Source organism: Corynebacterium imitans, assembly GCF_000739455.1.
Lineage (GTDB): Bacteria > Actinomycetota > Actinomycetes > Mycobacteriales > Mycobacteriaceae > Corynebacterium > Corynebacterium imitans.
The window spans coordinates 250222-275609 of record NZ_CP009211.1 but is presented as its reverse complement, the minus strand read 5'-3'; the positions used below and the strand labels follow the sequence as shown (position 1 = coordinate 275609).

At 65.9% G+C, this 25388-nt stretch carries 22 protein-coding genes; 10 read left to right on the top strand and 12 right to left on the bottom strand.

Annotated elements, in window-relative coordinates; all coding sequences use genetic code 11:
* Positions 1 to 55 precede the first annotated feature (55 nt).
* The gene (locus CIMIT_RS11975; RefSeq protein WP_051904693.1) at positions 56 to 1231 is read left to right on the top strand and encodes a chymotrypsin family serine protease; all 1176 of its coding nucleotides are present in this window, start codon (positions 56 to 58) and stop codon (positions 1229 to 1231) included.
* On the opposite strand, the gene mshA is transcribed toward CIMIT_RS11975, so the two are convergent.
* Complete coding sequence (mshA, locus tag CIMIT_RS01235) at positions 1228 to 2496, bottom strand: D-inositol-3-phosphate glycosyltransferase (RefSeq protein ID WP_038588005.1); 1269 nt, start codon at positions 2494 to 2496, stop codon at positions 1228 to 1230. The genes CIMIT_RS11975 and mshA overlap by 4 nt on opposite strands.
* 15 nt (positions 2497 to 2511) lie before the next feature.
* Positions 2512 to 3516 (bottom strand): MinD/ParA family ATP-binding protein, encoded by a 1005-nt coding sequence (locus CIMIT_RS01230; protein WP_084674230.1) that lies wholly within the window; start codon positions 3514 to 3516, stop codon positions 2512 to 2514.
* Between the two features lie 169 nt (positions 3517 to 3685).
* Here CIMIT_RS01230 and CIMIT_RS01225 point away from each other — a divergent pair, with 169 nt between their 5' ends.
* Together CIMIT_RS01225 and CIMIT_RS01220 are read left to right on the top strand one after the other, a co-directional pair.
* Positions 3686 to 5386 (top strand): long-chain-fatty-acid--CoA ligase, encoded by a 1701-nt coding sequence (locus tag CIMIT_RS01225; RefSeq protein ID WP_038588002.1) that lies wholly within the window; start codon positions 3686 to 3688, stop codon positions 5384 to 5386.
* A 45-nt stretch (positions 5387 to 5431) separates the two neighbouring features.
* On the top strand, positions 5432 to 7174 hold the full coding sequence (locus CIMIT_RS01220; RefSeq protein WP_051904692.1) for a long-chain-fatty-acid--CoA ligase: 1743 nt from the start codon (positions 5432 to 5434) through the stop codon (positions 7172 to 7174).
* Here CIMIT_RS01220 and CIMIT_RS01215 read toward each other — a convergent pair.
* Positions 7171 to 8253: a UDP-N-acetylmuramate dehydrogenase gene (locus tag CIMIT_RS01215; RefSeq protein ID WP_051905000.1), complete on the bottom strand. Its 1083-nt coding sequence runs from the start codon at positions 8251 to 8253 to the stop codon at positions 7171 to 7173. The two genes, CIMIT_RS01220 and CIMIT_RS01215, sit on opposite strands and share 4 nt — an antisense overlap.
* Here CIMIT_RS01215 and CIMIT_RS01210 point away from each other — a divergent pair.
* From CIMIT_RS01210 to CIMIT_RS01200, 3 genes are read left to right on the top strand one after another with little or no spacing between them, the layout of a single operon-like run.
* Positions 8215 to 8706, top strand: a complete 492-nt coding sequence (locus CIMIT_RS01210) for a DUF2505 domain-containing protein (protein WP_038587999.1) — start codon at positions 8215 to 8217, stop codon at positions 8704 to 8706. The two genes, CIMIT_RS01215 and CIMIT_RS01210, sit on opposite strands and share 39 nt — an antisense overlap.
* Positions 8707 to 9522: a methylase gene (locus tag CIMIT_RS01205; protein ID WP_038587995.1), complete on the top strand. Its 816-nt coding sequence runs from the start codon at positions 8707 to 8709 to the stop codon at positions 9520 to 9522.
* A 5-nt stretch (positions 9523 to 9527) separates the two neighbouring features.
* Positions 9528 to 10307 (top strand): LmeA family phospholipid-binding protein, encoded by a 780-nt coding sequence (locus tag CIMIT_RS01200; protein WP_038587992.1) that lies wholly within the window; start codon positions 9528 to 9530, stop codon positions 10305 to 10307.
* A 6-nt stretch (positions 10308 to 10313) separates the two neighbouring features.
* On the opposite strand, the gene CIMIT_RS11970 is transcribed toward CIMIT_RS01200, so the two are convergent.
* The 9 genes from CIMIT_RS11970 to lpdA form a co-directional block, all read right to left on the bottom strand.
* Complete coding sequence (locus CIMIT_RS11970; RefSeq protein ID WP_144311789.1) at positions 10314 to 10838, bottom strand: hypothetical protein; 525 nt, start codon at positions 10836 to 10838, stop codon at positions 10314 to 10316.
* Between the two features lie 17 nt (positions 10839 to 10855).
* The gene (locus tag CIMIT_RS01190) at positions 10856 to 11119 is read right to left on the bottom strand and encodes a DUF2516 family protein (protein WP_038593615.1); all 264 of its coding nucleotides are present in this window, start codon (positions 11117 to 11119) and stop codon (positions 10856 to 10858) included.
* Positions 11120 to 11176: 57 nt separating this feature from the next.
* Positions 11177 to 11710 carry a CGLAU_01105 family protein gene (locus CIMIT_RS01185; RefSeq protein WP_038587989.1) on the bottom strand — a complete coding sequence of 178 codons (534 nt, stop codon included), beginning with the start codon at positions 11708 to 11710 and terminating at the stop codon, positions 11177 to 11179.
* A gap of 13 nt (positions 11711 to 11723) precedes the next feature.
* The gene (locus tag CIMIT_RS01180) at positions 11724 to 13004 is read right to left on the bottom strand and encodes a DUF445 domain-containing protein (RefSeq protein ID WP_038587986.1); all 1281 of its coding nucleotides are present in this window, start codon (positions 13002 to 13004) and stop codon (positions 11724 to 11726) included.
* Between the two features lie 124 nt (positions 13005 to 13128).
* Complete coding sequence (locus CIMIT_RS01175; RefSeq protein WP_038587982.1) at positions 13129 to 13500, bottom strand: hypothetical protein; 372 nt, start codon at positions 13498 to 13500, stop codon at positions 13129 to 13131.
* A gap of 66 nt (positions 13501 to 13566) precedes the next feature.
* Entirely contained in the window at positions 13567 to 14316 is a 750-nt protein-coding gene (locus tag CIMIT_RS01170; RefSeq protein WP_038587979.1) for a succinate dehydrogenase/fumarate reductase iron-sulfur subunit, read from the bottom strand.
* Positions 14316 to 16385, bottom strand: coding sequence for a fumarate reductase/succinate dehydrogenase flavoprotein subunit (locus CIMIT_RS01165; protein WP_038587976.1), 2070 nt, complete (start codon positions 16383 to 16385; stop codon positions 14316 to 14318). The genes CIMIT_RS01170 and CIMIT_RS01165 overlap by 1 nt, the downstream gene beginning before the upstream one ends.
* A 25-nt stretch (positions 16386 to 16410) precedes the next feature.
* A complete protein-coding gene (locus tag CIMIT_RS01160; protein ID WP_038587973.1) occupies positions 16411 to 17184 on the bottom strand; it encodes a succinate dehydrogenase cytochrome b subunit in 774 nt (257 codons plus the stop codon).
* A gap of 371 nt (positions 17185 to 17555) precedes the next feature.
* Entirely contained in the window at positions 17556 to 18974 is a 1419-nt protein-coding gene (gene lpdA / locus CIMIT_RS01155) for a dihydrolipoyl dehydrogenase (protein ID WP_038587971.1), read from the bottom strand.
* Between the two features lie 184 nt (positions 18975 to 19158).
* On the opposite strand from lpdA, the gene CIMIT_RS01150 reads away from it, so the two are divergent.
* The 4 genes from CIMIT_RS01150 to CIMIT_RS01135 all read left to right on the top strand — a co-directional run bounded on the left by CIMIT_RS01150 (position 19159) and on the right by CIMIT_RS01135 (position 25388).
* Complete coding sequence (locus tag CIMIT_RS01150; protein WP_231910317.1) at positions 19159 to 20643, top strand: alpha/beta hydrolase; 1485 nt, start codon at positions 19159 to 19161, stop codon at positions 20641 to 20643.
* A gap of 426 nt (positions 20644 to 21069) precedes the next feature.
* Positions 21070 to 22215: an alpha/beta hydrolase gene (locus CIMIT_RS01145; RefSeq protein ID WP_197697013.1), complete on the top strand. Its 1146-nt coding sequence runs from the start codon at positions 21070 to 21072 to the stop codon at positions 22213 to 22215.
* A complete protein-coding gene (locus tag CIMIT_RS01140; RefSeq protein ID WP_038587968.1) occupies positions 22216 to 24207 on the top strand; it encodes a prolyl oligopeptidase family serine peptidase in 1992 nt (663 codons plus the stop codon).
* Positions 24204 to 25388 (top strand): hypothetical protein, encoded by a 1185-nt coding sequence (locus CIMIT_RS01135; RefSeq protein WP_038587965.1) that lies wholly within the window; start codon positions 24204 to 24206, stop codon positions 25386 to 25388. Before CIMIT_RS01140 ends, CIMIT_RS01135 begins: the two co-directional genes overlap by 4 nt.

The window sequence follows — 25388 nt, the reverse complement described above, 5'->3', positions numbered from 1 at the left end:
TAGAATCGTCACATCTACCACCCGCTACGTCGACGTCTATTAGCAAAGGATCCTTGTGAGCTTTCGCCGCCTCCGCACCGCCACACTCGCCGTGCTCGCCACCGCACTCATCGCCCCACTCGCCCCCACCGTGAACGCAGCGCACGCCGCCGAGCCCGCGCTTGCCGCCCCGGGCGGCGCGTTCCGCGTGTTCGCGCAGGATCCGCCGAAGCACCTGCCCGCGGGCGGGGGTGTCAACGTGGTCATCCCGCCGGAGGCTTCCGCAGCAGCCTGCTCCCAGGGGCCGAACGGCACGATCCGCGGGCAGCGCGTCATGCTCACCGCCGGTCACTGCCTGGCAGAAGACAAAGACAGCCCGAAGATGGGCGAGCGAGTCACCGTGCCCATCGGCCGCCAGTACCTCCCGATCGGTACGCGCGGGAAGGTACACAAGCCCACCGACTACGAAAACACCTTCTGGCCGCACGAGTTCTTCTGGGACACCATCAACACCGACGACTGGGGTATCGTGCAGCTTCACGACGGCGTGCCCGCCACCAGCCTCTCCCAGTCCCGCGATGCGGACGGCCGCACCCACGGCGCGCCGGTGCACCTGCGCAGCATCCGCGACCGGTCGACGCTGCCGCACAACACCTTCAGCACCGACAACTTCGGCGAGCCGATCTGCAAGGACGGAGCCACCTCGGGCCGCAGCTGCGGCACCCAGATCGGGCGCAGCCGCAACGGCGTCTACAGCTGGGGCCTGTACTACCAGTTCGGTGATTCCGGCGGCATCAACTACGACCCCACCGACGGTGCCGTCGTGGGCGTGACCTCTATGGGGCTCGGCCCCCTGGGCAAGGCGCAGCCCGCCGACCGCATTATCGAGACCGCCTACGGAGTGCCCGACGGCCAGGTCAACAAAGAGTTCAAGCTCGAGGACTCCACCGCCCCGCACGCCAACTTCACACCGCTGAACACCGAGCAGCAGCGAATCACCGACACCGTCAAGCAGGAAAACCCGGACCTGCCGATGTACACGCCCGAAGAAGCCTGGAACAAGGCTGTCGACGCCGCGCAGACCGACGCCGCCATCGTCGCCGATCGCGCCGGCAAGGTCCGCACCATCGATGAGGCCCAGAAGCTGGCGGACACCGCAGCCTTTGCCGCCAACCACCACGCCGCCCAGCTTTCCGCCACCGGCACTAACTACGCAATCAGCAACCTCGCGGGCCTGGGCAGCTCGAACTAGCCGCCGATGGCGCGGCGCTCGCCTGCGCCCGGCGCGAAGTCGGCGATCGTCTCCTCGTACACGCCCACCAGCGTCTTCGCGCTTTCCTGCCAGCTGAAGGTGGCGGCGTGGGCGACGGCGGCTTCGCCCATGGAGATCCGCAGCGTATCGTCGCTAAGCAGGGCCCCGAGCGCTTCTGCCCACGCGCCAGGCTCATGCCCATCCACCAGCCGGCCGGTGGACCCATCCGCCACGGCGAGCGGGAGCCCGCCCACGCGCGCGGCGACGACCGGCGTGCCCGTGGCCTGCGCCTCGACCGCGACCAGGCCGAAAGACTCGTTATAGCTCGGCACGGCGACCACATCCGCGGCCTGGTAGACCGCCACCAGCTCCTCCGGCGGCCGCGGGCCGAGGAAGCGCACGAGGTGCGCGACCCCTTCCTCCCGCGCGAGCTGCACGTAGCGCTCGACGCTGGCACCGCTTCCCGACGCCCCGCCGCAGATCACCGCGCGCAGCGGCAGCTCCGGGTGCGTGCGGTGTAGCTCGCCGAGGGCCCGGATGAGTACCTGCGGGCCCTTGAAATCCTGCAGCCTGCCCACAAACGCGACGACCTTTGCGTGCAGCGGGATGCCCAGCTGGCGGCGAGCCAGCTCCGTGTTACGGTTCGTGCCCGGGGTAAACAGCTCCGTGTCGGCACCGGGTGTGACCACGCGGATCTTGCACGGGTCCACGTCGTAGTGGCGCGCCAGCTCCTCGATCTCGTCTTCGGTGTTGACCACGAGGCGGTCGGCGTTATCCACCAGCTGCTGCTCGCAGATACGCCGGGCTTCGGCCTCCGTCTCGCTATTCGACGCCGCGTTTTTGACCGCGGCCCACGTGTGCCCGGTGTGCACGAGCGGGATCCCGGCCAGATCCGCGAGCAGCCAGCCGACCTGCCCGGAAAGCCAGTAGTGCGAGTGAATCAGGTCGTAGTGCAGGTCGTGGGCGCGGGTAAACTGCACTACTCCGCCGGCGAAGGCTGCGAGCTGGGTGGGCAGCTCCTCTTTGCTTAAGCCCTCGTAGGGGCCGGCCACGATGTTGATCACCCGCAGCCCCTCACCCACCTCGACCACCTCGCCCTGGCTGGGGCGGGTGGCGCGCGTAAACACGTCGACGCACACGCCCTGGCGGGCTAGCCCCTTGGCCACGTTGAAGGTGTAGACGTTCATGCCGCCGGCGTCGCCCACGCCCGGCTGCTCCAACGGCGAGGTGTGCATTGAAATCATTGCGACGCGTAGTTGGCCCATAGGCCCCAAGCGTACTTAGTGGGCGGCGTGCTTGTGCCAGGCGCCGAAATCGCTGGCCATGTCGGCGGCGAGGTGCTGGTATGCCCGCTTGGTGTCAGTGGCCAGCCGGTCGAGGTCCACTACCGCGCCTTCGGCAAGGTGCCTATCGTACGGGATCGTGTGAACCGCCCGGGCGCGGGAGGCGAAGTGCGCGGAAAGCTTTGCTGTGTCGATGGTGGGCCTGCCCGGCGCGGCCGCGGAGATGACCACGGTGGAGTTCGCGGCCAGCTGATCGTAGCCGTGCAGGTTGAGCCAGTCCAGGGTGGCCGAGGCGGACTGTGCCCCGTCGAGCGCGGGCGAGGTGACCAGCACAAGCGCGTTGGCCAGGTCGAGCACGCCGGCCATCGCGGAGTGCATCAGGCCGGTGCCGCAGTCGGTGAGGATCACGTTGTAGTGGTGCTGCAGGATGTCGATGGAGCGGCGGTAGTCCAGCTCCGAGAAAGCCTCGGAGACCGCCGGGTCGCGCTCGGAGCCGATGACCTCGAGCCGGGAGGTGGCCTGGTTGGTAAAGGCGCGCACCTGCGGGTAGCGCGAGGTGTCCGGCGCGGCGAGCAGGTCGCGGATAGTAGCCGGGGTGATTGCTGCCGCGCGCTGGGCGAGTGTGCCCAGGTCCGGGTTGGCGTCGATGGCGATGACCCGGTCGCCGCGGGTCTCGGCGAAGATGCCGCCGAGCGCCACTGTGGTCGTGGTTTTGCCCACCCCACCTTTCAGGCTCATCACCGCGATACGGTAGTCGCCGCGCAGCGGGGCGCGGATCGCGCTAATGAGCCGCTCGTACTCGAGCTCCTTGCGCGACCCGCCCGGGTTGATCCTGCCTCGGCTGGCGGCGTGGACAAGTTTGCGCCAGCCGGCTTTCGGCGGTGCCTTGACCGGGTCGACCAGGTTGGAGTGGTCGAGCGCGGGCGGCGGCGCGAGCTCGACGGTGTTGTCGCTGTGCGCAGTACGCCCTGTGTGCCCAGCGGGCCCAGCATAAGTGGTCATGAAAAATTTCCCCCCAATTTCCCCTCGTATGTAGTTGGGCACCAAGCCTAAGCCAGGGTCGTGGAGCCTGCAACGGGAGCGAATAATTTTCTCAGAAGCCCACAAACCTACAGTTGCGTAGGTTATACTCGCACCCTGTTAGTTGCCACCAACTAAGGAGATACGACGCATGGGAGCGCACGAGACCGCCAGGCCCTGGATTACGCAGTACGCGGCATGGACCGACCCGAACCCCAAGGTCGGGAGCGACACGCTGGTCAGCATGTTCAACCGGGTCATGGCCACCACGCCGAAGAATCCCGCCACGTGGTTCATGGGTAAGACGCTTACTTACGAGGAACTCAACACCAAGGTCTCCCGCTTCGCCGCGCAGCTTTACGGCCTCGGGGTGCGCCCCGGCGACCGGGTCGCAGTCGCCCTGCCGAACTGCCCGCAGCACATCATCGCGGTGACCGCAATCCTCCGCCTCGGCGCCACCGCAGTGGAGCACAATCCGCTGTACACCGCCTACGAGCTGCGCAGCCAGTTCCTAGATCACGGGGCGAAGGTGGCCGTCGTCTTTGACCGGCAGGCGGAGACCTTTACCACGCTGACCGAGCAAACCCCGCTGGAAACGGTCATCTCGGTCAACATGATCGAGGAAATGCCCTGGACCACCAAGGCAGTGCTGTCCATCCCGATCGGCCCGATCAAGTCCAAGCGCAAGGAGCTCAGCAAGCCCGCGCCCGGCACGATCAGCTTCTCCAGCCTGATTGCCACGCCGCAGCAGGCGGTGCCCACGCCGCAGGTGGAGCCGGAAGACACCGCGATCATGATCTACACCTCCGGCACCACCGGCGAGCCCAAGGGCGTGCCGCTGACCCACCGCAACATCGTCTCCGTGCTCACAGCTGGTCTCTCCTGGCTGGAGAACTGGGGCGCGGTGGAGGAAAAGGTGCTCGCCATCCTGCCGCTGTTCCACATCTACGGCTTCGCCCTTAACTACGGCCTGCCTTTGACCTGTGGCGGGCAGATGGTGCTCGTGCCCGCGCCGAAGCCGGAGCTCTACCAGCCCGCTATTACTAAGACGCGCCCCACTGTCCTGCCCGGCGTACCTACGCTCTACGACCGCATCATCGATTGGGCGCTGGAATCGAACGCGGACCTCTCCTCTATCCACACCTCCATCTCCGGCGCGGCGACCCTGCCCGCCCCCACCATCGAGCGCTGGGAGCAGGCCACCGGCGGCCGCCTGATCGAGGGCTACGGGCTCACCGAGACCTCGCCCATCCTGGCCGGCAACCCGCTGGACGGCTCCCGCAGGCCCGGCTACATCGGCCTACCGTTCCCCAACACCGATATCCGCATTGCCAACCCGGAGAATCCGGCAGAGACGATGCCTTTCGGCGAGCCCGGCGAGCTGCTTGCCCGCGGCCCGCAGGTCTTCTCCGGCTACCTGAACAAGCCGGAGGCCACCGAGCGCGCCTTCCACGAGGACTGGTTCCGCACCGGCGACATGGCGGTCATGGAGGAAGACGGGTGGATCAAGCTGGTCGCCCGCATCAAGGAGATCATCATCACCGGCGGCTTCAACGTCTACCCGGACGAGGTGGAGCAGGTCATGCGCGAGCACCCGGACATCACCGACATCGCGGTGGTCGGCCGCCCGCGCGAAGACGGCTCGGAGGATGTAGTGGCGTGCGTGACGCTTCGCGACGGTGCGGCGCTGGACCCGGACGGGATGAAGGAGTACGCGCGCGAAAGGCTCACCCGCTACAAGGTGCCGCGCACCTTCTACCACTTTGAGGAACTTAACCGCGACCAGACGGGGAAGGTGCGGCGTCGAGAAGTGCAGGAGACGCTCATGGGCATGCTGAACGCCGACAGCTAAGCGCGCGCCGCACCCCGAAAGCTACGGGAGCGTAAGGTGTGTGGCATGTCTTCCACAGTGCAACCACCCAACACTGGCGCAACCCCCGATCCGAACCAAGAAAAGCCCTGGCTTCAGTACTACCCGGAGTGGACCGCCCACCACTTGGAGTACGGCACCACGACCCTGCCGGAGATGTACCAGCAGAACCTGGAGAAGAACGCCCACAAGCCTGCGGCAACCTTCTTCGGCCGCACGCTCACCTTCGCCGAGCTGGACCGCGATGTGCGCCGCGCCGCCGCGGGCTTAAAGGCCTTCGGTGTGCGCGAGGGCGACCGCGTGGCCATCATGCTGCCGAACTGCCCGCAGCACATCGTCGCCTTCTACGCCGTCCAGCTGCTCGGCGGCGTGGTGGTGGAGCACAACCCGCTCTACACGGCCAACGAGCTGCGCCCCCAGTTCGCTGACCACGGTGCCCGCATCGCCATCGTGTGGGATAAAACCGCGGACACGCTGGAGAAGCTACGTGCGGATACTGCGCTGGAAACGGTGGTCAGCGTGGACATGACCCGCGCCATGCCGCGGCTGCAGCGCCTCGCCCTGCGCATCCCGATCCCGAAGATCCGCGACGCGCGCGCCCAGCTGACCGGGCCTTGCACCAACACGGTCCCCTTTGAAGCGCTGACCGGCTCCGCCATCGGGGGCGAGGGCACGGACCTGGAAATTCCGGAGACGCTGACCCCAGATTCGCCCGCCGTGGTGCTCTATACCTCGGGCACCACAGGCGCGCCGAAGGGGGCGGTGCTCACCCACGCCAACCTGCACGCCAACCCGGTGCAGGGCCGCGCTTGGGTCAAGGAGCTGCAGGAGCCTGGCCAGCGCATGCTGGCCACGCTGCCTTTCTTCCACGCCTACGGCCTGACCTTCTCGCTCACGCTGATGATGCTGGTGGGCAGCGAACTCGTCCTGCTCCCGGCCCCGAAGATGGACCTGATCATGCGCGCGCTGAAGAAGCGCCCGCCGAGCTTCATCCCGGGCGTACCCACCGTGTTCGAGCGCATCGTGAAGACCGCGCGCGAGCAGAACGTGGACATGTCCAAGGTGAAGATCGGCTTCTCCGGTGCTTCCTCCCTGCCCGCCGAGGTCATTGAGGAGTGGGAGGCCATTACCAGCGGCCACCTCGTGGAGGGCTACGGGCTGACCGAGACTTCGCCGATCATCGTGGGCAACCCGCGCACCGCGGACCGCCGCCCCGGCTACATCGGCATCCCCTTCCCGGATACCCAGATCCGTATCGCCAACGAAAAGAACCTGGATGAGGACATGCCCTACGGCGAGGAGGGCGAAATCCTGGCGAAGGGCCCCCAGGTCTTCGGCGGCTACCTCAACAACCCCGAGGCCACCGAGCGCGCCTTCCACGATGGCTGGTTCCGCACCGGGGACATGGGCGTGATGGAAGAAGACGGCTTTATCAAGCTGGTCTCGCGCATCAAGGAACTCATCATCACCGGCGGGTTCAATGTCTACCCCGCCGAGGTGGAGGAGGTCATGCGCAAGCACCGCGACGTGGTTGACGTCGCCGTGGTGGGCCGCCCCCGCGAGGATGGCTCCGAAGATGTCGTCGCCTGCGTGGTGCTGCGTGACGGTGCCGCGCTGGACCCGGAGGGCCTGAAGGATCACGCACGCGAGAACCTCACCCGGTACAAGGTGCCGCGCACCTTCTACCACTTCGAGGAGCTCGCGCGCGATCAGATGGGCAAGATCCGCCGCCGCGAGGTCCGCGAGGACCTGCTGCGCATGCTGGGCTAAAGGCCCACCCACACGGGCTCAGGCACCAGGGCTACGCCAAAGCGCTTCTCGACGCCACGCTGCACCCGCCGTGCCAAGTCCGCAATATCATCCGCGCTCGCCCGACCACGGTTGGTCAGGGCGAGCGTGTGCTTTGTGGACAGCCGCGCCGGCGCGTCCTCGCCCGGGAAGCCGCGCGGGAAGCCTGCGCGCTCGATAAGCCAGGCCGCCGACAGCTTCTCTTTGCCGTCCGGCTGGGCAAAGCGCGGCATGCCCTCCTCGCCGACCTCGCGTTCGATCGCGTCCGCCAGCGCAGTATCCACGACGGGGTTGGTGAAAAAGGAGCCGGCCGACCATGTGTCGTGGTCTTCCGGATCCAGCACCATCCCCTTCTGCCTGCGTGTTTCAAGCACTGAGGCACGTGCCTCGGCGAGCGGGACGCGCTTGCCGCCCAAGTGGCGCAGCGGGGCGGAAAGCTCGCGGCGCTCCAGCTCGATCTCTAGCTCGAGGACCACGGCGCGGTTAGTGAACTTCAGGTTGGAGTAGCGGTACGCCAGCTCCAGTGCGCTTGCGGGCACCCACTCGTCCTTGTTCGTCTCGCGGTTGTACAGGCGCACGCGGGTGAGCACGTCGGCGATCTCCGCGCCGTAGGCCCCCACGTTCTGCACCGGGGTGGCACCCGCCGAGCCGGGGATGCCGGACAAAGCTTCGATGCCAGCCAGTCCGTGCTCAACCGCGTAGGCCACCACGTCGTCCCACACGGTGCCCGCGCCGATGCGCAGCGTGGCGTGGGAGGGGGACGAGGTGGCGTCGAGAAGCGAAATGCCTGCGTTTTGCGCGACAACCGCAACGATGTCCAACTGCCCCTCCGCCACGAGCAGGTTCGAGCCGCCGCCCACCACCAGCAGTGGGGTGCCCGCCGCATCGAGGCGCGCGACGGTGGCGGCGAGCTCCTCGGCGTGTGTGCAACGGATCAGGTCAGCGGGGGTGCCGCCGACGCGGAGCGTGGTCAGAGAGGCGAAAGATGAATCAGACACCCCACCAACGGTAGTCTGTTCATCATGACTGCACGTAGTGAAACCACCGTAACCATCAACCAGCCGGCCGAGAAGGTCGCCGAAGCCTACGCTACCCAGGCGTACTGGGAGTTCATCGCGGAGAAGCTCTCCCCGGAGCCGGGCCAGCTGCACGAGTTCACCGGTGAGACCGCCACCCTGTTTGAGGTGCTGCCAAAGTCCATCCTGCCCGAGGCCGCGCAGGCAATGATCAGCCAGGACCTCAAGCTCAAGCGCGTGGTCAACGTCGGCAAGCTGGACGGCAACACCGCCAAGCACACCTTCACCGGTGATGTGAAGGGCACCCCGGTCGACTTCTCCGGCGAGATCACCATGACCGGCGAGGGCGAGACCACCACCCTGGCCTACGACAACGAGGCGAAGGTGGACATCCCGTTCATGGGCGCTGCGCTCGAGCCGAAGGTGGCCGAGGCGCTCGAGGAGATCGTGGAGAACGAGGCCAAGCTCACCGAGCAGTGGATTGCGGAGAACCTGTAAATCTCCCCGCACCACCACAACCTTCGGGCGCAGGCCGGTCCCGGCAGGCCGTACGGGGTGATCACCCGCGGCACGACCGGGTATAACCGCCTGCGCCGTTGCGATCGCTGGGCCTTTTACAACCCGGCGATCCGCTCCCTGTTGCGGAGCGCACCGTCCCCGCTCGCGCTCGACGTGGGCTACGGTGCCTCGCACACCACCACCGTCGAGTGGGCGCGCTGGCTGCGCCGCATCACCCCGTCCACCGAGGTCGTGGGCTTGGAAATCCACCCCGATAGGGTGCTGCCGCCGCGCGACGGGGTGTGCTTCGAGCTCGGCGGCTTCGAGCTCGCCGGCTACCGGCCGCACCTCGTGCGCGCCTTCAACGTGCTGCGCCAGTACGACGTCGCCGAAGTCGATAAGGCCTGGCGCACCGTCTGTAACCGCCTGGCCCCCGGCGGCATGTTCATCGAGGGCACCTGCGATGAGCTCGGCCGCCGCGCCACCTGGGTGCTTCTCGACGCCTCCGGGCCGCGCTCGCTTACCCTCGCCTGGGACCCCTTCGACGTGACCACCCCAGGCGATGTCGCCGAGCGCCTGCCGAAGGCGCTCATTCACCGCAATGTGCCGGGCGAGCGCATCCACGCCCTGCTTGCCGACGCCGACGCCGCCTACGCCCACGCCGCCGCCTTCGAACCCTACGGGCCCCGGGTGCGTTGGCGCGAAGCCCGCAAGGAGCTCATCTCCTCGGGCTGGCCCATCCAGCCTGTGCGCCGGCCCCTGCGGGACAACGTGCTCACCGTGGACTGGGCGGCCGTGGCCCCTGCCGTACACTAGGCCGCATGAAAACTGCGTGGAAAGTCATCGTCGGCATCCTTGCCGTGCTACTGGTCCTCCTGCTCATCGCCGAGGGCGGGATCCGCATGTTCATGGCCAACCAAATCACCTCCGAGTACTCGGCGGGCGCGCAGTCTGACGCCAGTAGCGAGGCTGAGCCGGCCGAGCCGAAGGTGTCCTTTGGCCCCCAACCGGTGATCTTCGGGCTCGCCTCCGGCAAGCTGCCGCACATCGACATCGAGACACCGTCGACTCTGGTGGTCAACGGCGACGAGATCTACGGCGAACCCGCCTCCCACGTGCAGATGGACAATATGCGCTACGGCTCCGGCGAGCCGATCGCTGATTCCCTGCGCCTGGACACCGAACTGACCAACGAGCTGATCCGCGCCATGCTCAACCAGCAGCTCCGCGAGCAGATGGGCGAGGACTCCTTCCTCAGCGACATCATCAACGTCTCCGACGTCAACACCGACCCCGAGGCGGGCACCATCCACATCGCGTTCAGCGGCGGGGTGGCCAGCCTGGACCTCAAGCCGGTCACCGAGGGTGGGCAGATGCGCTTCGAGGCCACCGGCACCAAGCTCTTCGGCTTCGACCTGCCAGACGAGGCCGCAGGCGCGCTGAGCGACGCGATGAACCAGGGCATGGAAAACCAGGGGGCCGGCCAGCTGCGCATCGAAGAGTTCACGGTCGTCCCCGGCGGGGTGCGCGTGACCATGGCTGGCGAGAACGTGAACTTCAACGACCTGCAACAGATGCAGGGCCAAAACTTCGGGGCCTAGGCAGGCCTAAGCGGGGCGAGCGAACACGCGGGCCGCGCCCGCCTCCAGCCACTCGATCGCGGCCTCCTGCCCCGGCTCGGCATTAAAGACGCAGATGTCCAGGGAGGTTTCGGGCAGCGGGGCGGACGCGGGCACCGCCAGGCACGACGCGCCGAGCTGCTCGGCGACGCGCACCACGGCCGGATCGGGCGTGCCGGGGCACACGATGCCGACTTCAACGGTGAGGGATTGGTGGACCGCGATGGCGTCGGCAAGCATGGCCTCAGGCGCGGCATCGGGGTCCAAGGCGAGCCACAGCGCGTCCGCGCCTGCTTCCACCGCGAGTCGTGCTTCGACGGCCTTAATCACGCTGTGGTGGCGGCCCGTGGGCCAGCCCACCACGGCGATCACCTCAAGACCGGTGCGCACCGCCTGCGGGATCTGGGTCGGCTCCACGACCAGCCCGGCCGTCCCTGGGGCTGCAGGGAGAGAAAAAGGCCTCCCAGCGACAAAGGTGCCGCAGCGGGTGGCCAGCCACTCTATATCGTTCATCAGCGTGTGAGAGCACCCTAGTAGCCGTAGTTGCCGTTGAGGATGCCGTCGATCTGCGGCTTGACATCAAACCAGTAGATGCCGATCGCCACGGCACCGAACCACATCACGAACGGGAAGCTGAGCAGGCACACCAACCCGGACAGGCCCAGGATCGCGCACCAGGCACCCTTGGACTGCCGATCCGCGGCTTCGAAAGCGTCCGGGCGAGTGGTGGCCGCGAAGTAGAGGCCGACGAAGCCTGCGATCCCCACCACGAGGAACAGCGCGGCGCTCACCATGTTCGGGATCGACACGATCAGTCCGACCGTGCTCAAGTCAAAGGGAATGGGCATGGGTTACTTTCCATCCTCGGCAACGATTTCGCCCTCGATGATATCCGGCGTCTCATCCTTGCCCGCAAACTGCTCCTGCACGCGCCCGAACAGCGCTTCCAGACGCTGGCGGACGTCCTCGAGCACGCCGTCGGTGTCCTTGGCGCGCAGCTCATCAATCTTGCTGTTAAACGTGCCGCGCACATCCTCCACCGTGCTGCGCAGGGTGGCCATGACCTCGTCGGAAAGCTCCAGGTCGCGCTTCTGGAAGGCCTGGAACTGCTTCTCCGCCTCGGCAACAAAGTTGGAGGCCGCCGCGCGCACCTCGCTCTCATCCGAGGCGCTATCCAGGCGCTCGCGCGCGCTGGCGGTGGCTGCCTTGAGCTTGCCCGGCAGGTCCTCGGCGTACTTGCCCGCCTGCTTGCTCAGCAGCGAGCCGAGCGAGGAACCGGCGGCAAGCAGGGCCTGGCCTGCGTCGCGCAGGTTGGCGCGCAGCCCGTCGGCGGCGGTGTTCTCTTCGTGTGCGGCGTGCTTACCCGAGGAAGTGTTCTCAGTCATGAATCATCCTTTGTTAGAAAAAGAGCAGTTGAGACACAGTGTAAATAACCAGACCGGCGAGCGCACCCACGATCGTGCCGTTGAGGCGAATGAACTGCAGGTCCTTGCCCACCATCAGCTCGATTTTGTCGGAAGCCTCGCGACCGTCCCAGCGCTGGATCGTCTCCGCAATAATGCCGACGATCTGGTCCGCGCCGTTGTCGGCGGCGTAGTGCACCGCCTTCTCCAGCTTCTCCTCTGCCGCGGCGCGCACCTTTTCGTCGTGCGCCAGCTTCTCGCCCCACTCCTGCGCGGCGCTGGCCACCTTGCGGCGCAGCAAGCTGTCCGCATCCGAGGCGTTGGCGATGAGTGCCTCGGAGACCTGCTCCCAGATGTTGCCCGCGGCAGCGGTCACTGCGTTCGAGCCCATCACGTCGGTCTTCAGCGCCTCGACGCGCGCGATCATCTCGCCGTCGAACTGCAGGTCCTGGGCGAACTGGTTGAGCTGGCGGCGGATCGCGCGGCGGGCCTCGTGATTCGGGTCATGGTCTACCTCGGCCATGAACTTCACCAGCTCGGAATAGACCTTCTCCCCCACCAGGTCCTTGGCAAACTTGGGGGCCCAGCGGGGCATGCGCTCGTCGATAAGCGTGATGATGCTCTCCTCCATCCCACCGAGCTTGGTGCGGGACCAGGCGATGATGTCATCCACGATGGGTTCGGCCTTGCCGTCCGCGATGAAGCCGTCGAGCGCGCGGCCGAGCGGCGGGCCCCACGTCGGCTCCGCGAGCCGGTCTATCAGCTGCGTGTTGATGAGTGCCTCCGCATCCGCCGGGTTGATGCCGCGCACCAGGCGGACGGTGAAGACGCCGACCTCTTCGCTCACGCGTTCGGCGTTTGCAGGCTGCGCGAGCCACGCGCCGACGCGCTCGGGCAGCTTGGCCTCCATCACCTTCTGCGTGATCGTCTGTGCGTTGAGGAAGTTCTCGCTCACGAACTCGCTGAGCGCGTCGGCGACCTGGTCCTTCTTGTTGGGGATAATCGCCGTGTGCGGGATCGGGATGCCCATGGGATAGCGGAACAGGGCGGTCACGGCGAACCAGTCGGCGAGCCCGCCGACCATGCCGGCCTCCGCGGCCGCGCGCACATACCCCACCCAGGCGGGCGCGCTACCGGTGGATTGCCACCAGGAGCAGGATAGGAAGATCACCGCCATCAGCCCAAGCAGGCTGGTAACGAAGATCTTGTGGTTTCTTAAAGTCCGCCGCCGCGCCTCTTCATTCGCGGGCGCGGGCATGAGCGCGTGCTGAGCCATACCCCGATTATGGCAGGGCAGGTACTGCGGGCTCGACTCAAGTCACGAGTGGCCGCGCACGCAAAACTCCCCGCCCGAGAACCTCTGCGTTCCCGGACGGGGAGTTTAAGATTTGGCGCAGTGACTAGTTCACGCGGCCGGTGGCCTTGCGGTAAGCCTTGTAGTCCTTACGACCCACGCCCAACAGGGCAGCACCGCCGACGAGGGTGAGGACCATCTCAACCACGCCGATGATGAGCATGATCTGGGCGTAGTCGTGCTGCTGAGCGCCGAAGCCGTAGAGCATTGCGGCACCGCCCCACACAGCCATACCGAAACCGTGCAAGGAGGCCAGGATCAGCCCCATCGAGATCCAGGTGGCGTGCTTGTTCAGCGATGCATGGGGCGCGGCGAGGGAAACCGGGTCGTAGCCCTCAATGTAGGTGTCCTGAATAGCCGGCTCGTAGTCCGGGAAGGATTCGCTCCTGATGTCTGCAACAGCGTGCTCGGAAGCCATGATGACTCTTTTCTCTAGTCCTGCGTCAAATACTCGGTCAATACTCTGTCGTCATTATACGACGGCCTAGTCGTCGCCACCGCGGAAGGCTGCGCGCGCACGCTCGGCGTTGATTGCGCCGACCGCGTCCAGCGGGATACCCGCCGGGCACACATCCGCACACTCGCCGTAGAGCGAGCAGTGGCCGAAGTTGGTCTCCAGCTCGTCGACCATGTTGCGGGCACGACGGCCGCGCTCCTGCTTGCCCAAGGGCAGCAGCTTCAGGTGCTTGAGCTTCGCGCCCGTGAACAGGTGCGCAGCACCGTTCGGGCAGGCAGCCACGCAGGCACCGCAGCCGATGCAGGCGGCGTAGTCCAGCGCGGTCTCCGCGTCGTGGTGGTTGACAGCCAGCGTGTCGGCGTCCGGTGCAGTACCGGCGTTGACGGAGACGTAGCCGCCCTGCTGCATCACGCGGTCCAGTGCGGAGCGATCCACGGTGAGGTCCTTGATCACCGGGAACGCGCCGGAGCGGAAGGGCTCGATCTTCAGCGTGTCGCCGTCGTTGTAGTTGTACAGGCGCTGCAGGCAGGCCGTGATGTTCGTGTCGGCGCCGTGCGGGCGGCCGTTCACGCTCAGGCCACAGGTGCCACAGATGCCCTCGCGGCAGTCAGAGGCGAAGACGAAGGGCTCCTTGCCTTCCTCGACCAGGTTGTTGTTCACGTGGTCGAGGAGCTCCAGGATGGACATCTGCTCGACGGCGTCATCTACCTGCACCGTCTCAAAGTGCCCGTCAGTGTCGGGTCCGGCCTGACGCCAGATCTCAAGTGTCAGTTTCATTACTTGTAGTTCCTTGTCATCAGCGGGATCGAATCAAAGTACAGGGGTTCTGCGTGGCGAATGAACTCGCCCTCGCCAGCCGGCTCCCACGCGGAGACGAAGCACCAGTTCTCGTCGTCACGCTCAGCCTCGCCGTCCTCGGAGAGGTGATCCATGCGGTAGTGCGCACCGCAGGACTCGTCGCGGTCAAGCGCGTCGATGCACATGAGCTCGCCCAGGTTGATGTAGTCAGCCAGGCGGAGTGCGGCCTCGAGCGTCTGGTTCATCTCATCAGCGGAGCCCGGGACGGAGATGTTGGCACGGAAGTCCTCGCGCAGGGCGCGGATCTTCTTGATGCCCTCCTGCAGGCCCTCAACGGTACGGGAGACACCACAGTGCTCGTAGAGGATCTCGCCGAGCTGCTTGTGGAAGTACTCCGGGCCGTGCGGGTCATTGCCCTTGACGTTCATGATCTGCTCGACCATGTCCTTGGCGCGGTTGACAGCCTCGGCGACCTCCGGTGCGTCCTCCGCCAGGCGCTCCTCGCCGAGGTGGTTGGCCAGGTAGTTCGGCACCGTAAACGGCAGGGTGAACCAGCCATCGACGGAAGCCGACAGCAGGGAGTTCGCGCCCAGGCGGTTCGCGCCGTGGTAGGTCCAGGAGCACTCACCGGCGGCGAACAGGCCGTCGATGGACGTCATCTCGTTGAAGTCGGTCCACAGGCCGCCCATGGTGAAGTGGACGGTCGGGGCGATACGCATCGGAGCCTTGTACGGGTCCTCGCCGGTGGAGTCCAGGTACATCTCGAACAGGTTGGAGTAGCGCTCGCGGATCGTGTCCTCGCCGAGGCGCTCGATTGCGTCGGCGAAGTCCAGGTACGCGGAGTTGTGCAGCGGGCCCACGCCGTAGCCGGCGTTGAGCTGCTGGGAGATGGCGCGGGATGCCACGTCACGCGGCACCAGGTTGCCGAACGCAGGGTAGCGGCGCTCGAGGAAGTAATCGCGCTCCTCTTCCGGAATGTCCTTCGGATCGCGGTCGTCGCCCTTCTCCTTCGGGGTCCAAATACGACCGTCGTTACGCAGCGACTCCGACATCAGCGTCGTCTTCGCCTGCCACTCTGCGTTCACCGGCAGACCAGTCGGGTGGAACTGGATAAACGCCGGGGAGGCGAGGTAAGCGCCGCGCTCGTAGGCGCGCATCATGGCGGAAGAGTTGGAGTTCTTCGCCAGGGTGGTCTTGTGGTAGACGTTGCCGTAACCGCCGGTAGCCAGGATGACAGCGTGGCCGGTAAACGGCACGATCTCGCCGTTAATCAGGTTGCGGGTGACAATGCCGCGGCAGCGCTTTTTGCCGTCCTCTTCCGTGATGACCAGGTCCATCAGGTCGTTGTGGGTGAAGATCTCCACGTTGCCCAGGTGGATCTGGCGCTGCAGTGCCGACGCGGTGGACAGCTGCAGCTGCTGGCCCGTTTGGCCACGGGTGTAGTAGGTACGGGAGACCTGCACGCCACCGAAGGAACGGGTGGCCAGGGTGCCGCCGTACTCACGGGCAAACGGTGCGCCGATGGCGTTCATGTGGTCGATCACGCGGACCGACTCGATGGCCAGACGCCAGCAGTCGGACTCGCGGCAGCGGTAGTCGCCGCCCTTGACGGTGTCCTTGGTGTGGCGGTACGCGCCGTCGTTGTCCACCTTCTTGCCGCGGGCGGAGTTCACGCCACCCTGCGCAGCGATGGAGTGCGCACGACGCGGTGCGTCGTGGTAGGTGAACGCCTTGACGTTGTAGCCCAGCTCACCGAGCGCGGCAGCTGCAGCACCGCCGGACAGGCCGGTGCCGACTACGAGCACGGTGAACTTGCGACGGTTCAGCGGGGAGACCAGGTTCATGTGGTCCTTCTGGTAGGCCCACATGTCCTTCATCCGGACCTCGTCGCGGTTCGGCTCGTTGGACTCGAGGACGTGACCCGGGGTCACACCAGGCGCGACGGACTCCGGCTGGCGGAAGCCCTGTGCGGTGTCCTGGGCAGCGGTGACAGTGGTGTCGGCTTCGCCGCTCTGTGCGCCCTGGTTGGCGTTGAATGCGGTAGTCATAGTTGTAATTCTCCTCTATCAGCCGTTACCGGGAAAAGCCTGGGACCCAGCCGAGCATGATGGCGATCGGCATCACAACGTTGCCGATGACCACGATGAACGGAAGGACGTATGCCAGCAGCACCATCAGGCCGCGGCCGCGCTCGCCCAGCCAACCGAGGTCGGAGACAGCGAGGTAGATGCCGTGGGTCAGGTGCAGCAGCAGCGCAAGGTTGGCCACTACATAGAACAGGGTGACGTACCAGCGCTCAGGCGCAAACGTGGCGAGCAGGTTGTTGCGCACCTCACCGTGCATGAACTGCTCAGAGGCGACGACCTGGCCGACCGTGAGGTCCAGCAGGTGGAAGATGATGAACAGCAGCAAAATAACGCCGGTCACCAGCATCCAGCGGGTGGCGGTGGACTGCCAGCCACCCATCAGGCCCGTGCGCTTGAACTTGCCGCGGGACTTCGCCGAGCGCGACTTCAGCGCGAATGCGCCCCAGATGTGCAGCACCAGGCAGGCAAGCAGCACAATGCGGACGATCCACAGGAAGCCCTCGTGCGGGAACAACGGCTCGCCCATCTCGCGCAGGAAGCGGCCGTATGCATCAATCGGCGCCTCCCCGTTCGCATCGAGCGGCATAAAGATCTTCAGGTTGCCCACCATGTGGCCAAGCACGAAAAGACCAAAAATAAGGCCAGTGATGGCCATGGTCAGCTTCAAAGCCCACGTTGGGTAGGACGGCCGCTCGCGCAGCGGCTTCTCAGTGATTTTTCCGTGACGAATTGCTTCACGGTCTGCGTTTTGTACAGTCATGGCACCTCCAGTGTCGCTACTACTGTAGGCAACCTTTGGTCTTGTCACATACTTTATTGTCCGCTTTGCACGCCGAGAGACCCCCTCCCACCTCCCACAATGAGCATATCTTTTGCGGATCGCTCCATACTCCCAGCAGATTTCAACCTTGCCAGGTTCCCCTACGCGCATTTGTGACTTTGGACACCTTGCACCAGCTTTGTTGAGGGTACCCCTTCCAGTACCCCTTAATGTGTCAACCTTTGGTTGGTAAGCCCACCCTAAGAGTCAACCTGAGGTTGAGCCATTGCTTTGCGACGCCCACGAGCCTGTTGGGATACGAAAAACGCCCCGGCAAAACCGGGGCGAGTTTCAGATGCGTTCGTGGCCTTCTACAGGTTGATCATGTGGCCTTCGACGCCGTGCGCGATCTCCTTGAGCACCTCAGACAGCGTCGGGTGGATGTGGATGTTGCGCGCGATCTCACCGGCGGTGAGGTCGAAGCGCTGCGCCAGGGTGATTTCCGGCAGCAGCTCAGAGACGTGCGGGCCAACCAGGTGTGCGCCGAGGATCTCGCCGAACTCGGCGTCTGCGACGAGCTTGCCAAAGCCAGCGGTCTCGGCCAGACCGACCGCCTTGCCGTTCGCGGTGAACGGGAAGGTTGCGACCTTGATGTCGCGGTCCGGCCACTTCTCCTTCGCCTGCTCCTCGGTGTAACCCATGGAGGCGACCTGCGGGTTACAGAAGGTAGCGCGCGGGGTCATCATGTAGTCCTCGATCTCGAGGGTTTCCGCACCAGCGATGGTCTCCGCAGCAATGATGCCCTGGGCCTCCGCCACGTGCGCAAGCTGCAGCTTGGCGGTCACGTCGCCGATGGCGTAGATGTGGTCGACGTTGGTGCGCATGCGCTCATCAATGTCGATCGCGCCGCGGTCGGTCAGCTCCACGCCGGTGTTCTCCAGGCCGTAGCCCTCAACGCGCGGGGCGAAGCCGACGGAGATCATCACGCGATCCACGGTCAGCGTCTCGGCCTTCTCGGAGTCGTTCTTCTTAATGTCGACCTCAACGGAGTCACCGTTGTCGCGCACCGCGGTGGTGGCGTGGCCGGTCAGAAGCTTCACGCCGAGCTTCTTGTACTTCTTGGCGATCTCCTTGGACACGTCCTTGTCCTCGTTCGGCAGGACGCGGTCCATGTACTCCACCACCGTGACGTCCACGCCGTAGTTGGACAGCACGTAGGCGAACTCCATACCGATGGCACCGGCACCGACGATGACCATCTTCTCCGGAGCCTCCGGATTCAGGATCTGCTCCTCGTAGGACACCACGTTCTCGGACAGCTCAATGCCCGGCAGGGTGCGCACGACGGAACCGGTAGCGATAATGCAATCGTCGAAGGTGACGACCTTACCCTTATCGTCACCCTCGGTGATCTCGATCGTGTTCGCATCCTTGAAGGAGCCAAGACCGTTGACCTCGGTGATCTTGTTCTTCTTCATCAGGTAATGCACGCCGCCGACGATCTTCTTGGAGACCTGGCGGGAGCGCTTGTGGGCGTCTTCGTAATCAAACTCCACATCGCCCTTAATGCCGAACGTCTTGGCATCGTGGTTGAAAATTTCAGCAACCTCGGCGTTCTTAATCAACGCCTTGGACGGGATGCAGCCCACGTTCAGGCACACACCGCCCCAGTACTGCTTCTCTACAACTGCAACCTTTTTACCCAGCTGAGCTGCACGGATTGCGGCAACGTAGCCACCGGGGCCCGCGCCGAGGACAACAACGTCAAAATGTTCTTTACTCACGCCCATCAGGATACGTGTATTCCCGCACTTTGGGTACGACTCCCCCGATTTTGCGTGCCCCTGCGCCGACTTCGCCTCGGCCCCGCCGCTTTCCGACGCCCGCTACCCTTGGGTAACGCTTCAGCGATCTGGCACTATATACCCTAACGATCCCCACACCAGACTCAGGAAAGCGAGCCAACCTGTGAAAATGACGCGCCCGGCGATCGCTGCCGTCGCCGCTCTTGCCGTCGCTGCAACCGCGATCCCGACTACTGTCCACCTCACCGCGAGCAACTCGTCTGACACGGAGACCGCCCGCATCGCCGCGGCGCAGTCGACCACGCAGGCGACCGTGCCGGAGACCAGCTCCACCACAAGCGCAGCCGAGACAGCTGCGGCCGCGACCACGACTGAAGGCACGGCCGACAACGCGCCGTCGGCAAGCGAAGAAGCGGCAGAGCCCGTGGTCACCACCACCACCGAGGTGGTCGAGGTGGTCGATGAGGTCGACGTGGTGGATGCGCCCGTCGACAGCGACCTGCCCGAGGGCGAGGACATCGGTGCGTCCAAACCCACCGGCGAGGAGGGCGACCTGGGCGAGGTGCTGGACAACGCGCTGGCAGGCCCGGAGACCGACCCGGAGAAGCTGGCCAACATGCCGGAGGAACAGGAGAGCCCTGCGGGTACCGTCAAGCCGCTTTCGCGCTCGCTGCCGTCGACCGACGGCGGGGAGCAGTCCTGGATTCAGAAGGTCAAGCAGTTCCCAGGCGGCGAGGCGCTCGAGGTGTACTCGCCGTCGATGGAGCGCGACATCCCGGTCGCGATGATCCGCGCGACCGATAGTGCAGGCAAGCCGATCGACAACGCGCCGACCTACTACCTCCTCAACGGCGCTGGCGGCTCCGAGCAGAACACCGACTGGCTGGCGCAGGCCGCGGGCACGATCTACAAGACCCTCGGCAATGAGCCGGTGAACGTGGTCATCCCGATGGAGGGCGCGTTCTCCTACTACGTGGACTGGCTCACCGTGCCTGAGAAGAACCGCTACCTCAATGGCAAGCAGATGTGGTCGACGTTCTTGGCCAAGGAGCTGCCGCAGTCGATCGAGCCATACATGAACGCGAACGATAAGCGCGCCGTGTCCGGGTTCTCCATGTCGGCAACCTCCTCGCTGCTGCTCGCCGAGCACAACCCCGGCTTCTACGACGCGGTCGGCTCCTTCTCCGGCTGCGCCGCCACCTCTACCCCGCTGCCCTCCTTCTTCGTGGGCCTGACCGTCAACCGCGCGGGCGGCATCACCCCGGATCAGCTGTGGGGCCCGATGGGATCGGAGTACAACCGCTACAACGACGCACTGGTGATGGCCGAGCACCTGCGCGGCACCAAGCTCTACATCTCCTCGGGCACCGGCCTGACCAGCGAGACCGACATGATCGGCTACCTGAAGAACAAGCGCGGGCTGACCTCCAGCCAGGCGTTTTCTAACCACATGACGCTGCTGGTTGAAGGCGGCGCGATCGAGGGCGCGATGAATGCCTGCACGCACGACCTGCGCGCCAAGCTCAACGCCAAGGGCATTCCTGCGCACTACAACTTCCGCGCTACCGGCACGCACTCCTGGCCGTCCTGGTTGGAGGACATGCGTGAGTCCTGGAAGACCGTGATCCGCCCGGCGCTCCTCCCGGACGCCTAACACACGGCCCGACAAAGTAAAGCGCCCTCGCCGCAACTGACAAGCTGCGACCAGGGCGCTTTCTCCGCCGCAAAAAGGGCTAGAACATCCCCATGCCGTAGGCGATGGTCGACGACATCGACGAGCCAACGTGGATGAGCTCGCCGAGCACGGTGTTGATCTGAACCTGGAGTGCTTCCAAACCATTCATAAAAGGGACCTCTTTCTCTTCTCGGGGCAGGTGCCAGTAGGACTTGCAGTGGATTGCAAGGCACACATCTCTATGTTCGCTTTTGCTGGCACGAATATTACAAACTGTGCGGCCCATTGTCGCACACGTAAACCCCAATTGCCCCACGAGTAACGTATGATGAACTTCCGTCACAGCCGCGCGGAGCGGTGTTTGCCAACTTCCCCCGAACAGAAAAGTTAAGGAAACCCGGACCGATGAAGATGAAGCGCGTAGTTGCCGCTCTCGCCTCGACGCTGGCGCTGACCTGCGGTGTGGCAGCCCCCGCCGACGCCGCCACCGTCACCGCAGGCCAGGTTGCCGGTGACAGCCCGGTCGGCGTGGTCAAGCCGTGGGATGCCCGCAGCAACCCGCCGCTGGCGCTGAACCTGAACCAACCGCAGTCCTGGACCAAGCAGGTCGACCACCGCAACGTGCTGTCCTACAAGGTGTACTCGCCGTCGATGCGCCGCGATATCCCCATCGCCGTCGTCCCGGCTACCAACCCAGCGGGCCAGCGTGTCGCAAACGCACCGATCATCTACCTGCTCAACGGCGCGGGCGGCGCAGAGCAGGACCAGGATTGGCTGAAGTCTTTTGAAGTCCGAGAGTTCTTCGCGGGCAAGGGCGTCAACGTGGTCATCCCCCAGGCCGGCGCGTTTTCGTATTACACGGATTGGGTAGATCCCAACCCGCAGGGCCGCTACCTCAAGGGCCCGCAGAAGTGGGAGACTTTCCTGACCAAGGAGCTGCCGGGCCCGATCGAACGCACCTTGAACGCGGATAACCGCCGCGCCATCGTTGGTTTCTCCATGTCCGGCACTACCTCCCTGGTGCTCCCGGAGCACCGCCCAGGCTTTTATGATGCGGCCGCTTCCTTCTCCGGGTGCGCCTCGACGTCCTCGCCGCACGGCTACAACTACGGGCGTGTCACCGTCAACCGCGCTTCGCACGTGCCGAACTTCCAGCAGATCACCCCGGAGCAGATGTGGGGTCCGATGGGTGGGCCGAAGAACCGTTGGAACGACGCGCTGCTCAATGCGGAGCGCCTGCGCGGCACCAAGCTGTACATCTCTACGTCTACCGGCCTTGCCGGACGTCAGGACCAGGTCAGCTACCTGGTCGGCGAGGCAGGCGTGCCGGAGGTCGCCGCCGGTATCGCCGCCACCACCCTGCAGGTGGAAGGCGGCGCGATTGAGGCCGCGATCAACCAGTGCTCGCACGACCTGCGCGCCAAGCTGGAGGGATTGAACATCCCGGCGCACTACGAGTTCCGCAACGCGGGGACGCACTCGTGGGGCTACTGGCGCCAGGACATCAAGAAGGCCTGGTTCACCACGATCGCCCCGGCCTTTGGGATGTAAATGCGCCCCATTGACCCGCACCTTTTAGACGACATCACGGGCTCCGAGGCGCTCGACTGGGCCACCGCGTGGTCGCGCGCCACCGAGGACGCACTCGAGAGCCCCGACACCGCCGAGCTGCGCTCGCGCCTGCGCGCCGCGCTCGATACCAGCGACCGCATCCCGTACGTGGTGCGCCGCGGCGAGTACCTCTACAACTACTGGCGCGACGCCGATAACCCGCGCGGCGTGTGGCGTCGCACCACCTTGGACGAGTACCGCTCGGATGAGCCGCAGTGGGAAGTGTTGGTCAGCGTCGATACCCTGGCCCAGGCCGAGGGCGAAGACTGGGTGTGGAAGGGCGCGACCGTCCTGCCGCTGGAGCACGACCGCGCACTGCTGCGTCTCTCGCGCGGCGGTGCCGACGCCGTGGTCATCCGCGAATTCGACCTGGCCCGCCGCGCCTTCGTCGACGGGGGCTTTTACCTCCCCGAAGCGAAAACGGACGTGAGCTGGGTCGACCGCGACACGCTGCTGGTGGGCACCGACCTGGGCGAAGACTCGCTCACCCAGTCGGGCTACCCGGCACAGGTGCGGCGCTGGCACCGCGGCACCGACCTTGGTCAGGCCGAGGAGATCTTCCGCGGCGAGCCGTCCGACGTGGCCGTGGGCGCGCACTTCGACCCCACCCCGGGGTTCGAGCACACCATCTGCACCCGCGCGCTGGACTTTTACACCTCGCGGACCTGGGTCGACGGCGTCGAGCTCGACCTGCCGACCGACTGCACCGCGGTGCCCTACAAACAGTGGCTATTCATCCTGCCGCGCACGGACTACACCGCGGGCGAGCAGACGGTCCCGGCCGGGGCGCTCGCCGTGATCGAGCTCAACGCTTTTCTCAAAGGCGCGCGCGAGTTCACGCTGCTCGTGAGCGATGCTGCGGTCGAAGATCTCTCGGTGACCGCCACCGGCATCTACGTCACCACGCTGGAAAACGTCGCCACGCGCATCTCACGCTTCACCCTCGGCACGTGGGAGCGCACCGAGGTGGCCCTGCCCGAGGCGGCGACCGCGTCGATCGTCGCCACCAGCCCGCTCGACGGCGATGAGGTCTGGCTCAACGTCGCCAGCTTCACCACGCCGAGCACGCTTTTGCTTCTCGACGCCACGCCCACCGAAATCAAGCACGCCCCCGCCCTCTTCGACACCGCGGGACTGACCACCCGCCAGCACTGGGCGACCTCGGCGGACGGGACGAAGATCCCCTACTACATCACCGGTGACTTCTCGCGTGGTGCGCGCCCGACGCTGGTGGGCGGCTACGGCGGCTTCGAGGTCTCACTCACCCCCGGTTTTTCCAACCTGCGCGGGATCGCCTGGCTGTCCAAGGGCTACTTCTACGTCCAGCCCAACCTGCGCGGCGGCGGCGAGTTCGGCCCGCACTGGCACTCGCAAGCGGTCAAGGAGCACCGCCACAAGGTGTGGGAGGACCACCGCGCCGTACTCGAGGATCTCGTGGCGCGCGGCTACGCAACACCTGCGCAGATCGCCATCCGCGGCGGTTCCAACGGCGGGCTGCTCACCTCCGGGGCGCTCACGCAGTACCCGCAGTGCTTCGGCGCGGCCGTAGTGCAGGTGCCGCTGACGGATATGCTGCGCTACCACACGCTTTCCGCGGGTGCGTCCTGGATGGCCGAGTACGGCGACCCGGACGACCCGGCGCAGCGCGCCTTCATCGAGACCTGGTCGCCGCTGCAGAACGTGGCCAGCACGCCCGCGTACCCGCCGGCGCTGGTGACCACCTCGACCCGCGACGATAGGGTCCACCCCGCGCACGCGCGCACCTTCGCGCTCGCGCTGTGGGAGGCGGGCCAGCCGGTGGACTACTTTGAAAACACCGCAGGCGGCCACGCCGGCGCTGCCGATAATGCGCAGGTCGCGCGCGTGGAAGCCATGATCTACGCCTGGCTCGAGGAGAAGATCGGCGACACTGCCGCGGAGTCTAAAAAGTGAGGAACCTGACGCTGGCGACGATCTTCGCCGCGATCAGCGGCTTCGTCGTCCTGTGGGTCGCCGCCCGCGCACTCGACGCGGAGACCGGCTACCGCTACTTCGCCGCGTTCTGGAGTGTGTTCTTCGCGGGCACCGGGCTTATCGACGGCATCACGCACGAGACCACCCGCGCAGTCGCCTCCGCCCGCGAGACGAAGAAGCTGGGCGCGGCGAACCCCTGGCGCATCGGCGCACGCCTAGCCGCGATCGTGCTGATCGTCGTCGCCCTCGGCGGGGTGCTGCTCATGGGGTTGGTCGTACCGCAGTCCCCCGGTACCGCCACCGCGCTCATGACGATCGGTCTGGCCAGCTACGCCTTCCAGGCTGTGCTGGCGGGCATCCTCTCCGGCATGCAGGCCTGGGATCGCTACGCCGGCCTCTTCGCCCTGGATTCCGGCGTGCGCCTGGTACTTGCTGTGGCGGCCTGGGCGGCTGGCTGGGGAGTCACCGTCTTCCTCGTCATCACCGTCATCGGCGCGGCCAGCTGGCTTGTCCTGCTGCGCCGCGAGCACCTGCACGTGCCGGTGGATGTGAACCACGGGATGTTCGTGCGCCGCATGCTCAGCGCGATGGTGGCCTCCGGGGCCTCGGCCGTGCTGATCACGGGTTTCCCGGCCGTGATCAACGCCGCCTTCCCAGCCGCGCCGGTCGCTGCGCTGATCAACGCGGTGATCCTCACGCGCGCACCGGTGCTCGTGCCGCTGCAGCGCTTCCAGTCCGCACTCGTGGTCCGCTTCGTCGAGCACCGCGACCGCATCTACGCAGCGCTGGCTATGCCGATCGCCGCGGTGCTCGCGCTCGGCGCGGTCGGGTTCGTTGCCGCCTGGGCCCTCGGCCCGCTGATTCTGCGGCTACTCTTTTCCCCCGAGTACGCCATGAGCGGGCTCACCCTCGGCGTACTTACCTTCGCGTCCGCCTGGATGGGCGCGCTGATGATTACCGGGGTGGCTGTACTCGCCCTGGAGCGCCACGGCTGGTACGTGGCCGGCTGGCTCACCGCAACTGTCGTTGCTTTCGGCATCGTGTTTGGGGCGCCGGCGGCCGCAGGCGGCCACGTGGCGTCGGTAAGCACTGCCCTTTTCTTGGGGCCGGCCGCGGGTTCGCTGGTGCATATCGCCGGCCTGCGCCGGGCGGTAAAGTAG